Source organism: Haemophilus sp. HN_Hi10, from assembly GCF_049821985.1.
In the GTDB taxonomy this organism is placed as follows: Bacteria; Pseudomonadota; Gammaproteobacteria; order Enterobacterales; family Pasteurellaceae; genus Haemophilus; species Haemophilus influenzae_D.
Genome location: NZ_CP187495.1, coordinates 236352 through 248698, shown reverse-complemented (window position 1 = coordinate 248698; position 12347 = coordinate 236352). Strand labels below are relative to the sequence as shown.

Genomic DNA, 12347 nt, shown 5'->3' with positions numbered 1-12347 from the left:
AATGTGAAAGAGAAAAAGGTAGGTGAAACCCAAATTTCTGCCAAAAAATTAGCGAAACAGCAGGCGTCTGATTCTCGTGATCTCGTTCGCTATGAAACAGGTATTACGGTGGTTGAAACAGGTAGAACGGGTGCAAGTGGTTATGCTGTTCGAGGGGTTGATGAAAACCGTGTAGGTATTATGGTTGATGGGCTTCGTCAAGCTGAAACCTTAAGCTCTCAAGGATTTAAAGAACTATTTGAAGGCTATGGCAATTTTAATAATACTCGTAATAGCATTGAAATTGAAAATGTTAAAACAGCAACTATTACCAAAGGTGCTGACTCCTTAAAATCTGGTAGTGGCGCATTGGGTGGCTCTGTTATCTTTGAAACAAAAGATGCTCGAGATTATCTGATAGATAAAGATTATTATCTTTCCTATAAACGTGGCTATCAAACAATGAATAATCAAAACCTTAAGACACTTACATTAGCAGGACGTTCTAAAAAATTTGATATTTTAGTCGTTGATACAAAACGTGATGGGCACGAAATAGAAAACTACGATTATAAAATTTATCCCAATAAACAGGCGGATTTAAGTGCGGTTGGTCCTACCCGTGAAAAAGCCGATCCTTATCAAATTACCCGCCAAAGTACTTTAATAAAATTGGGCTTTCAGCCTAATGAAAACCATCGCTTGAGTGTGGCATTAGATGATTCTACTTTAGAAACAAAGGGTATAGATTTGTCTTACGCTCTTAGACCATATAGTACAGCTAACAGTGAAAAATACGGTGAGCGTATTATTAACGATCAATCCAAACGAAAAAATATTCAATTTAGTTATGAAAATTTCAGTCAAACCCCTTTTTGGGATCATATTAAACTAAGTTATTCTTCACAAAAAATCACCAATAAAGCACGTTCTGATGAGTATTGTCATCAATCCACTTGTAATGGTGTAAGTAATCCACAAGGGCTACATTTAGTAGAAGAAGGCGGAGTTTATAAAATTGTGGATAAAAATGGGGATAAACTTACATACAACAAAAACGCTGGCTGGTATGGTCAATTTCAGAATAAGAATGGTGAAAATGTTGATAACGATATTGATTCCACTGGAGGCTCACTTGATTCGGTCTTAATTGATTGCGAAAGATTAAATTGTAAAAACAAATTTCAGGTTTTTGTTGAAAAAGATGAAGAGGGGAAGGATAAATACGAGTATGAAGAGCGAGATATCATAGTTGAAACATTACCGAATGGTAAAAAATATGGAAAAATTACACTGAAAAAGGGAAAGACGCCACTATGGGATAATTTTTATCAAGAAGAATCCGCACGTTTTTTATTCCCAAAAAGCTATGGCTATAGTACAGACTTCGTCAATGATCGTGATTTAAATACCAACACCCAACAAATTAAACTTGATTTAGATAAAGAATTTAGCCTTTGGCATACCCAACACAGTTTAAAATATGGTGGTTTTTATGAAAAAACACTAAAAAGTATGGTGAATCATCAATACAACACTGTTGCCAATGTGCAATGGTGGGCTGGCAATTTTTTCTGTAACAAACTTGAAAATGGTAAGCGTACTCCTGCACCTGATTATAGTCACAGATGTAGCTTAATGAATACTGATAAAGGCAAAGAGACCTATTTAATCCCTGTTACCACTAAAAATAATGTGTTGTATTTTGGAGATAATGTGCAACTTACCTCTTGGCTAGGGCTAGATTTAAATTATCGCTATGACCACGTAAAATATTTACCTAGTTATGACGAAAACATTCCTGTTCCTAAAGGATTAATTACTGGGCTATTTAAGAAATTTGGCCAAAAAGACTATGTTTATGGCAATAAATATTCGAAGCCTAAAGACTATACTGACTGCACTTACAATTCAGATTGTTATAACCAAAATTTTAAAGACAATCTTGCCCTGTTATTACGCAAAACTGACTATAAACATCATTCTTACAATTTAGCGTTAAACCTTGATCCCACAGATTGGCTTCGTGTACAGCTTAAATACGCCAATGGTTTTCGTGCGCCAACCTCTGATGAAATTTATATGACATTTAAACATCCACAATTTTCCATTCAGCCTAACACAGATTTAAAAGCTGAAACCTCTAAAACAAAAGAAGTCGCGTTCACTTTTTATAAAAACAGTAGTTATATTACGTTAAATGCGTTTCAAAACGATTACCGTAATTTTATTGACTTAGTAGAAGTAGGCGAACGTCCTATTGAAGAAGGCTCTATCGCTTATCCGTTCCATCAAAACCAAAATCGAGATCGAGCAAGAGTCAGAGGTATCGAAATTGCTTCACGTCTTGAAATGGGCGATTTATTTGAAAAACTACAAGGTTTCCATTTAGGCTATAAATTTACCTATCAAAAAGGCAGAATTAAAGACAATGGATTAAATCCAAAATATAAAGAATTTTTGGAATTGAATAAAGATAAACATCCAGAATACGAAGCCATTGCTCGTAAACCTCAACCAATGAATGCCTTACAACCAACCACATCGGTATACAATATTGGCTATGATGCACCAAGCCAAAAATGGGGCGTGGATATGTATATCACTAATGTTGCAGCCAAAAAAGCAAAAGATAGCTTTAATTCTCAATGGACAAGTATGGTCGAACGAAAAGAAAAGATTTATGGCAATGAAAAAGATGCGGAAGCATCAACAGCAAACGGCAAAGAAGTAAAAGATTCTCGCGGATTATGGCGTAATAATCGCTATACAGTGATCGATACGATTGCCTATTGGAAACCAATTAAAAATCTTACATTTACCGCTGGTGTATATAATTTAACCAACAAAAAATATCTCACTTGGGACTCTGCCCGTTCTATTCGTCATATCGGCACGATTAACCGAGTACAGACAGCAACAGGTAAAGGCTTAAACCGCTTCTACGCACCCGGCAGAAATTACAGAATGTCTGTTCAGTTTGAGTTTTAATCCTTTATAAAAAAATAATCCGCACATTTTACGTGCGGATTATTATTTAAGATTACTTCTATTTTAAAGCGGTTTGTGAGTGTGTATTTAAACGAGAAAATTTCAATTCATCAAATTCATCCTGTATAACGTATTGGTAAATCAGTACCAAATCGCCTTGAATATGGCAATCTCGATAACCTTTCCACTCTCCTACTAATGCGTGATCTTGGTAGTTTTCGGGTAAAGGTAAACGATTTAATAAACAGTATATTGCAGTAATGTATTTTGAGCCAATTAACACATTGGGGGAGCGTTTAGCTAAATCAGTTAAATCTCTTACAAATTGTTTTGAATAGCTTACTTTTAATGGCTTCTCTTCTGACATTATTGACCACCATTAAGAATGCGTTTTGTAAATTCTTCGGCAGAATAATTTTCACCAGCTTCAATAAAAAAGCTCTCTGCGTTACCACTATTTAATTCATCAATAGCTGCTAGGGTTTCTTTATTTGGGCGAAGATAATTCAAATCAATAGGGATAGAGCGAGTCTTGGCAATTTGAGCCAAAAACATATTGAATACTTGTGATGGGGTAAGTCCATATTGTTCAATAACTTGATAAGCTTCTGATTTTGTTTGCTCAACTGTTCTAAAGCTGATAGAGGAATTCGTAAGTGCCATAATTTTTCTCCTTAGTATTACATTGAAAGACTATTATAATAAAAATGAAGTGCAAAATCTATAGTCTCTCATTTTTAATGTAATTAGGGATTTTGATTGCTATTCAAAAGTTAAAGGATTTAAATATCATTACCCTGTCTAAATTCTGGTTTAAATAATTCTTCTAGTTGCCCAAAATGGAGCATTAAATCTTGCTCTCCTGCTGCGTAAGGGGCAATTTCATAAACATCATAAATAAAATGTACACCTTTTGAATCTAAGTAAATATTGTTCGATAAATTAAAACTATCGGCTTCAATAATAGGTTCATATTCCTTATTGCTATTATTATATTGTTCCCATAAAAGCGTTTTTACTTTCGGTAAATCTTTTTCATTAAATAAATCATTTAATGTCAAAATATGGCGTGTAGTTAGATCAATTGTGAAATAGCGATTACCTTCAATACCGTGCGCACCACCTTCATAGTCATAAAAACTAATCGCAAAGGTTGCAAGTTTTTCTTTTTGCCCGATAAAATTTGTCCATATAGAATGAGAAATTCCAAAAGATGGTGTTTCTTTTGCCTCTTTTTTGTCTTCCTCAAAAGCGGTTTGATAACGTGCTACAAATTGTTCGCGAGAAATATTTTTCGTTTCTTCATTTTCAGTCAATTTTTTCCACAATAGATCATTAAGCCAATCAATATTGGTTTTTATTGTTGAAATTGAATACTCAATTTTGGTTTCTTCAGGCTGGTAATCTTCTTTCGATTTAGGATGTTTAATAATTTCAGATTGATTAAATATTTCATCATTTTCCACAATAATTGCTGGAACTGTTTTTTCTATTTGCTCTTTTAATTTGGTATTTTCAGCACTGAGTTGTGCTACCGTTTGATTTAGTTGTTTTATTTTTGCTTCAGTATCTTTATCTTGGCAGCCTGTGAGTAAGATGACAGAACTAATTAATGCAGCAACGAGCGTTTTTTTCATACTTTTTTCCTTTTTAAATCATAAATCAAAAACATTCTTATCGCGTAGAATATGGTCATTACCTTTGCGACGTAAAAATCCCATTCGGTCGAAATATTCCATCAGTTGAACGGTAAGTTTACGTCCGAAATTCAATTTATCACGTACTTCATTTACGGAAACTTTTCCTTTTTCTTCTGCGATTTGTTTAATAAGTCTTGCATAAGCATAGATGGTTTCAGTTAAGAAAAATCTATCTTTTACGATTGGCGTGAGGTAACCCAATTTCCCAGCTTTATACATAAAATTACGCATAATTGATTCATCAATAGCGAGTGCATTTGCCATATCTCGCACCCAAATTGCTTGACCTTGGGCTTTTTCAAATTCATTCAACACATTCCCCCAGTGTTTTTGTTCTTCTTGGCTAAATTGGATTTTATGTTCGGGTAAGTGAAGCCAACCTCGAGTTTGCTGTAATCTTCCCTCTTCTAACATTTCATCAATAAAATGATTGATCAAGTTTTCAGGCTGGTTTAAGGCGGTCATTCGATATAATCTGGCTTTGCTTACACCAAGTTGATCATTATGTTGCTCGTGATAAGTATTAAGTGCGGTTAAAATTTGCTGTGTTTTTTCTTGTATGTAATTAGTATTAAAACACCAATCTTGATAACGTACCGCGTCTCGCTCGACGAGTGCTTTATCTAATTGCAAGGAAGTCAGTTGTTCCGTCCACATTAATTGGCGTGCTGTTGTCGCATTATGTTTAAGGGTAAGCGCAATACGTTGCGAGGCGTTCTCTGCCAATGCTAAATTCGCTAAGAAATTTAACCGCACTTCAGTGCGTTTATGACGTTTTGGCGAGTTAATTTCCAATACTCGTGCGCCGGCAATTAAGGTTTTTGTATCGCCACTGCGTAAAATAAGTTTGTCTCCAAAAGCCAAGAATAATGGCGAATCTAATATGATTTCAGCTAAAGTACGGTCATTTTTTGCGGCATTTTTTCCCTGTAATAAGGTGAGCTTACCCGTAGTGCGACTTGCTCCGTGATAAATATGCACTGGTTGGCTTTCATTTAATGGTACTTCAGCCAAAATTTGCACACTAATGCGATCTGTTGGTGGAAGTGGCTCATTCTGCAATAACCAATCGCCTCGTTTCATTGGCGTGCGGTCTAAATCAGCATTTAAATTTAACGCTAAACGTTGCCCCGCAATACCTTGTTCGCTTGATGTATTTTGTGCGTGAATCGCTTTTATACGAACTTTCTGTCCAGTGGAAAGGTAAAGTTCATCGTTTACTTTCACTGTTCCTGAAAAGGCTGTGCCTGTCACGACGGTACCCGCCCCTTTTACGTTGAATACTCGGTCTATTGCGTAGCGGAAAGGTTTCTGGGTATCAGATAATTCAGGTAGATTAGCTAAGTAATGACGTAATTCATTAATTCCTTGTCCCGTTTCTGCTGAAGTAACGAAGTAGTTAGCATCGCGTAAAAAACTATAATTTTGTTTAATTTCTTGGATTAACGATTCAATTTGCTCTGAATTTGTACGATCTGCTTTTGTGATGACAACAATAATTTCGTGGAATTGAAGTTGGCGTAAGATTGCTAAATGTTCTTTTGTTTGCGCTGCAACGCCTTCATCGGCAGCGACAATTAACATTGCATAATGCACACCACCTAAACCCGCCAGCATATTTGACAAGAATTTCTCGTGCCCTGGTACATCAATAAAACCAAGCACTTTGTTTTCTAACGGCAGATAGGCATACCCTAAATCAATGGTCATACCGCGTTTTTTTTCTTCTGGTAAATGTGCGGTACTTGTGCCAGTTAATGCTTTTAATAATGCTGTTTTGCCGTGATCAACGTGACCTGAAGTAACAATAATCATAGTTCATCCAATGTATTTAATAATGTTTCAATATCCGCAAGGCTACGTAAATCTAGCCAAATTTTTCCGTTTTCCATTCGCCCAATAATAGGTTGAGAAAGTTGTTTAAAACGAGCCGAAAGTGCGGAAAGTTTTACGTTTGTTTTTTCTGCAATAGTGACAGCCACAGAAGGGATTCTTTCTATCGGTTGTGAGCCACTACCGATTTGTGCTTGGCTAGCTTCAATTTGAATTTCAAATTGTGAATTTAAACGAGATTCTAACCGCTCTTTGAGACGCATAGCATTTATTTTGAGTTGTTCTAATGGTTGCGTGAGTAATCGCAAAGTTGGTAATTTTTCAGTTAATTTTTCAGGGTTTAAATATAAACGTAATGTCGCTTCTAAGCCTGCTAAAATAACTTTATCGCAACGTAATGCACGCTTGAGTGGATGGGCTTGTAATTGTTCGATCCATTCTTTTTTACCCACAATAATGCCTGCTTGCACGCCACCAAGCAATTTATCGCCAGAGAAAGAGACCAAATCCACACCTTGTGCGACTTTTTCTTGCACGGTCGGTTCTTTTGGCAAGCCATATTGGCTTAAATCAACTAATGCGCCGCTGCCTAAATCAGTTACTATGGGTACATTCATTTCTCGCCCTAGTTTTGCAAGCTCTTCTTCTGAAACAGAAGAGGTAAAACCACAAATTTGATAATTGCTACTATGCACTTTCATCAAAAAAGCCGTATTTTCAGTGATAGCATTACGATAATCTTTCGGGTGAGTACGATTAGTGGTGCCCACTTCCACTAAATTGCATCCAGCTTGTTCCATAATATCTGGAATACGAAATGCACCGCCGATTTCAATTAATTCGCCACGAGAAATAATTACTTCTTTACCTTGAGCAAAGGTTGCCAGCATTAACAATACCGCAGCGGCGTTGTTATTCACAATACAGGCTGCTTCAGCACCTGTGAGTTTGCATAATAATTCACTGATGTAATTATCGCGATGACTACGCTTACCTTCATCTAAATCATATTCAAGCGAAACATTTTTTTGCATCGCAGAAAGGGCTGCCTGTTGTGCTGCTTCAGACCAAAGCGCTCGCCCAAGATTTGTGTGTAACACCGTACCAGTCAGATTATGCACCGCTTTGATTTGTACTTGGTTTTGTTTTTGTAGGCGAGAATGAATTTCTACAAAAGTGCGGTCAAAATTAGAAAAATATTCAGGAAGTTGATTATTTTTTTGAATAAATTGACGAGCTTGCGTTAATAATTCTCGACACGTTGCCACGACAGCAGTGTGACCAAATTCGGTAATGAGTTGTAAGCCTTGAGATGTTTTGAGAATTTTATCAACGGAAGGTAGTTGTTGAAAAAGTGCGGTCATTTTTGAATCCGTTTAAAATAACGTTGAACTGCTGATTAATTTACGCTAAAGTAACTGCAATTTCAACCACGGAGGGGCGTCATCTCCGGTGAGGTGGCAGGATTTCAAATCCTGTTGAGGACGCCAGCGTTCTTGGGTGGGTTCAACTCCCATTCCCCTCCGCCAATCCATATAAACCTGCATAAATCCACGTAAACAACCCACCAGCAAAACCCAGTGTACACACCTCTTTATCATTGCGTATGGTGGATAAAGCACCGCAAGCCTTTTAATTTCTAACTACTAGCGATAATCATCTTTCATCATGATCACACGACAGCCAACAGAAACAGAATAAAGGCTTATACATTTTTATACATTAAAAGTATAATTATACAAAGAGAGTATAAAACAATATAAAGAGGCTAAAAATGACACAGGCAGATCCCCTTTATTTCCCCCGTTCTGAATTAGCAGAACGATTACTATCAAGCCTAAAAGATGGAATATTACACGCCATAACCCTTTTTGCACCCCGCAGAATGGGGAAAACCCAATTTTTACTTAATGACGTAAAGCCGAAAGCAGAGAAATTAGGGTTTAATGTGTTCTATTTTAGTTTTATGGATAGGACTAGTAACGAATTGAGCCATGTTTTTATACGTGAGCTAATACACTTTCTTGATGTGGTGGACGGTAAAACTAATAACTTGTTTGATAAACTAAAAGCCATTGACTTAATGGGCGTAGGCGTTGAATTACAAGATAAAAATCAAACTAAACTTGATGAACTAAGCCTTGTTCAGATTATTAATGCCATTACAGAATCTAGCGATAAACCCGTTTTAATGTTACTTGATGAAGTTCAAGAACTGGCAAGAGTGAGCCATACTATAGGGCTAATCCGTTCATTGCGTACTGGTTTAGATATAAATCAACAAAAGATAAAAGTGATTTTCACAGGAAGTAGCACAAATGGATTGCGGGCAATGTTTAATGACAACAAAGCACCGTTTTTTCATTTTGCACATCCTTTAGATTTTCCAAATTTAGGCAAAGATTTTACGGATTTTCTAGCCGATATTTATCACAGCAGAACAGGGCAAGAAATCGACAAGCATCAATTTTATGAACTCTTTGAACGATTTAATTTTACCCCTCTTTATATGCGTTCAATTGCTCAAGATATGATTATCAACCCTAATCTATCACTTAAACAAGCATCAGAATATAGGATTACTCAAATGAGTGAATTAGGCGACAGCGTGAAGATATGGCAAGAATTAAGCTCAATAGAACGGGAAATATTAAAGAGCGTTGTAACTGGCGAAAATGCGCTATATAGCAAAGAAAAAAGAGCCTATTTTGCTAAAGCGTTAGGGGTAGAAGATATTAGCTCAAGCACAATACAAGGGAAAGTGCGAAAGCTAGAAAGAAAAGAGCTTATTACACGTAACGCAAACGGCACAATAAAAATAAACAGCCCATATTTTCAAACGTGGATTAAGGAAAATAGCTAAGGCAAATATCAAACAATAAAGTGCGGTCAAATAGATCGCATTTTTATTTTTTGCTGGTGGCTTTAAGATGTTTAAAGTTTGATTAAAAAAACAATCAAAAATCAACGAAAAAAATTTTTTAGTACTATATTTTGTACCATAATTTTAATGCTAAAAAATAATATCCTTATTTTTCATAAAGTTACAACTTAAATTCAACTCCCATTCCCTGCCAATCCATATAAACCTGCATAAATCCACGTAAACAATCCACCAGCAAAACCCAGTGTACACACCTCTTTATCATTGCGTATGGTGGATAAAGCACCGCAAGCCTTTGAACTTATCGCTGGGATATAATATTTACCCCACCATTTTCTTTAACTGATACAAATATGCCAATGCTTGTTTAGGGCTTAAATCATCAGGATCAAGTTTTTCGATTGCCTCTCTCAATGCGTCCGTTTCTTGTTCAAACAATAATTCGCCCTGATTGTGATTGGCTTCACGCAATGCTTGAATTTGTTGATCGGCTGAATGGCTTGAGTTTTTTTCTAATTGTGTCAATTTCTGTTTTGCTAGTTTAATAACGGATTGTGGCACGCCAGCCAAAGCCGCTACTGCCAAACCATAACTTTTACTTGCGGCGCCATCTTGTACGGCGTGCATAAAGGCGATGGTGTTGTTATGCTCAAGAGCATCTAAATGAATATTGGCGATGCCTTCTAGCTGTTCTGGCAATGCGGTTAATTCAAAATAATGGGTGGCAAATAATGTAAGCGAGCGGATTTTTTTGGCTAACCATTCTGCACAAGCCCAAGCTAAGGATAAGCCATCATAAGTGGATGTGCCACGACCAATTTCATCAATAAGTACGAGACTTTGCGCTGTAGCTTGATGAAGAATATTTGCCATTTCGGTCATTTCCACCATAAAGGTTGAACGCCCCGAGGCTAAATCATCGGAAGCACCAATTCGAGTAAAAATACGATCAATCGGCCCAATTCGCGCACTGTCTGCCGGCACAAAGCTGCCGATATACGCAAGCAATGTAATTAATGCGGTTTGACGCATATAAGTACTTTTACCACCCATATTTGGCCCGGTAATAACTAACAAATGACGGTTGTGATTTAACTCCACAGGGTTGGCGATAAAGGGATCTTTCAATACTTGTTCCACAACAGGATGGCGACCATTTTCAATTTTCACACTCACTTCATCACAGAATGTTGGCATAACGTAATTGAGGGTATTTGCGCGCTCGGCAAGATTGACCAATACATCCAATTCAGAAAGTGCAAGGCTAGCCAGCTGTAACGCACCTAAGTGCGGTAATAATAAATCAAACAATTCATCATAAAGCTGCTTTTCTAATGCTAACGCTGCACCTTTCGATTTCAGTACTTTGTCTTCATATTCTTTGAGCTCAGGAATAATGTAACGCTCTGCATTTTTCAAGGTTTGGCGACGTACATAATGAATGGGTGCTTTATGCGCTTGGCCTTGGCTAATTTGAATGTAATAACCATGCACTGCATTAAAACCGATTTTTAAGGTGTCAATGCCAGTGTTTTCACGTTCTCTTTTTTCTAGGTTTTCCAAATATTGCGTTGCACCATCAGACAGCATACGCCATTCGTCTAATTCGGTATTATAGCCTTCAGCAATCACGCCACCATCCCGAATTAAAAGCGGAGGAGTTTCAATCAATGCACGTTGCAATAAATCCCATTGCTCACTGAAATCGGCAATTTGGCTGAAAAGTGCGGTTAAAAATGGCGGTGTTTTTTGTTGCACAATCGTGCGTAATGCAGGAATTTGTTCTAATGCCGTGCGCAAGCGAGTGAGATCGCGTGGACGCGCTGAACGCAATGCCACACGCGCCAAAATACGTTCCATATCGCCGACTAATTGCAAGTAAGGTTGGAGTTCATCGACCAAATCAAAATTCAGAATTTCCGCAATCGATTGTTGGCGTTGTTTTAATTTTTCCACATCACGAATAGGCTGATGAATCCAACGTTTCAGCAAACGACTGCCCATTGGCGTAACGCATTTATCCAAGACAGACGCTAGCGTATTTTCTGTGCCACCCGCAAGATTTTGCGTCAATTCAAGATTTCTGCGCGTGGCAGCATCTAACTGAATGCAGTCTTGATTTTGAATTAAGCTAATGCTTTGAATATGGGGTAATGCAGTACGTTGGGTTTCTTTTGCATATTGCAATAAACAACCTGCCGCACTTAAGCCGAGAGGGGATTTTTCCACACCAAAGGCGCGTAAATCTTTTGTGCCAAATTGACGATTTAATAACGTAATGGCAGTGCTAAGTTCAAATTCCCAAATCGGGCGACGGCGTAATCCTTTGCAATGTTCAATCGCAGCCATTTCGTTAAATTCTTCACAATACAGCAATTCTACAGGCGCAATACGTTGCAATTCAGCGCGCAATGTTTCTTTATCTGCAGGTTCACAAAGCTGAAAACGCCCAGAAGTCATATCTAAAGTGGCTAATCCAAATTTTTCTTTTTCTTGATATACCGCAGCAATCAGATTGTCTTGGCGTTCTGGCAACAGTGCTTCATCACTGACCGTACCAGGCGTAACAATTCGCACAATTTGACGTTCCACAGGACCTTTGCTTGCGGCAGGATCGCCAATCTGTTCACAAATCGCCACAGATTCGCCTAACTGCACTAATTTTGCTAAATAACCTTCCACCGCGTGATAAGGCATTCCTGCCATTGGAATGGGCTGTCCTGCAGATTGCCCTCGTTTCGTCAAAGAAATATCCAGCAATGCCGCCGCTTTTTTCGCATCGTCATAAAACAACTCGTAAAAATCCCCCATGCGATAAAATAACAAAGTATCTGGATTCTCTGCTTTGAGTTTTAGATATTGTTGCATCATTGGCGTGTGCTGTTGGAAATTTTCTTCGGAAATCATCTAATTACCTGCTTTGAAACTGAATAAAGATAGGTTTTATGGCGGCTATTTTA

General features: G+C 37.5%; 8 protein-coding genes and 1 tRNA gene. 3 read left to right on the top strand and 6 right to left on the bottom strand.

Features of this window, described 5'->3' with window-relative positions; all coding sequences use genetic code 11:
• Positions 1-3: 3 nt before the first annotated feature.
• Positions 4-2970 (top strand): hemoglobin-haptoglobin-binding protein HgpC, encoded by a 2967-nt coding sequence (gene hgpC, locus ACPT8Q_RS01235; protein ID WP_425627547.1) that lies wholly within the window; start codon positions 4-6, stop codon positions 2968-2970.
• Positions 2971-3028: 58 nt separating this feature from the next.
• Here hgpC and ACPT8Q_RS01230 read toward each other — a convergent pair whose 3' ends face one another.
• From ACPT8Q_RS01230 to selA, 5 genes are all read right to left on the bottom strand, one after another.
• Positions 3029-3337 carry a YafQ family addiction module toxin gene (locus tag ACPT8Q_RS01230; RefSeq protein ID WP_042593918.1) on the bottom strand — a complete coding sequence of 103 codons (309 nt, stop codon included), beginning with the start codon at positions 3335-3337 and terminating at the stop codon, positions 3029-3031.
• Positions 3337-3633 carry a type II toxin-antitoxin system RelB/DinJ family antitoxin gene (locus tag ACPT8Q_RS01225; protein WP_425627536.1) on the bottom strand — a complete coding sequence of 99 codons (297 nt, stop codon included), beginning with the start codon at positions 3631-3633 and terminating at the stop codon, positions 3337-3339. The genes ACPT8Q_RS01230 and ACPT8Q_RS01225 overlap by 1 nt, the downstream gene beginning before the upstream one ends.
• A 119-nt stretch (positions 3634-3752) precedes the next feature.
• Positions 3753-4607 (bottom strand): DUF3298 domain-containing protein, encoded by an 855-nt coding sequence (locus tag ACPT8Q_RS01220; protein WP_011272185.1) that lies wholly within the window; start codon positions 4605-4607, stop codon positions 3753-3755.
• 18 nt (positions 4608-4625) lie between these two features.
• A complete protein-coding gene (gene selB, locus ACPT8Q_RS01215; protein ID WP_112071219.1) occupies positions 4626-6485 on the bottom strand; it encodes a selenocysteine-specific translation elongation factor in 1860 nt (619 codons plus the stop codon).
• Complete coding sequence (gene selA, locus ACPT8Q_RS01210; protein WP_425622283.1) at positions 6482-7867, bottom strand: L-seryl-tRNA(Sec) selenium transferase; 1386 nt, start codon at positions 7865-7867, stop codon at positions 6482-6484. Before selA ends, selB begins: the two co-directional genes overlap by 4 nt.
• Positions 7868-7937: 70 nt before the next feature.
• On the opposite strand from selA, the gene ACPT8Q_RS01205 reads away from it, so the two are divergent.
• Together ACPT8Q_RS01205 and ACPT8Q_RS01200 are read left to right on the top strand one after the other, a co-directional pair.
• Positions 7938-8032: transfer RNA gene (locus ACPT8Q_RS01205), tRNA-Sec, on the top strand.
• Between the two features lie 245 nt (positions 8033-8277).
• Positions 8278-9366: an ATP-binding protein gene (locus tag ACPT8Q_RS01200; protein ID WP_425622282.1), complete on the top strand. Its 1089-nt coding sequence runs from the start codon at positions 8278-8280 to the stop codon at positions 9364-9366.
• Between the two features lie 342 nt (positions 9367-9708).
• Here ACPT8Q_RS01200 and mutS read toward each other — a convergent pair whose 3' ends face one another.
• The gene (gene mutS / locus ACPT8Q_RS01195; protein WP_050948774.1) at positions 9709-12294 is read right to left on the bottom strand and encodes a DNA mismatch repair protein MutS; all 2586 of its coding nucleotides are present in this window, start codon (positions 12292-12294) and stop codon (positions 9709-9711) included.
• Positions 12295-12347 lie beyond the last annotated feature (53 nt).

Bases quoted from the DNA above. Each gene is read 5' to 3' on its own strand.
- ACPT8Q_RS01200 (WP_425622282.1), top strand. From the start codon at position 8,278: ATGACACAGGCAGATCCCCTTTATTTCCCCCGTTCTGAATTAGCAGAA.
- selA (WP_425622283.1), bottom strand. From the start codon at position 7,867: ATGACCGCACTTTTTCAACAACTACCTTCCGTTGATAAAATTCTCAAA.
- mutS (WP_050948774.1), bottom strand. From the start codon at position 12,294: ATGATTTCCGAAGAAAATTTCCAACAGCACACGCCAATGATGCAACAA.
- ACPT8Q_RS01225 (WP_425627536.1), bottom strand. From the start codon at position 3,633: ATGGCACTTACGAATTCCTCTATCAGCTTTAGAACAGTTGAGCAAACA.
- selB (WP_112071219.1), bottom strand. From the start codon at position 6,485: ATGATTATTGTTACTTCAGGTCACGTTGATCACGGCAAAACAGCATTA.
- ACPT8Q_RS01230 (WP_042593918.1), bottom strand. From the start codon at position 3,337: ATGTCAGAAGAGAAGCCATTAAAAGTAAGCTATTCAAAACAATTTGTA.
- ACPT8Q_RS01220 (WP_011272185.1), bottom strand. From the start codon at position 4,607: ATGAAAAAAACGCTCGTTGCTGCATTAATTAGTTCTGTCATCTTACTC.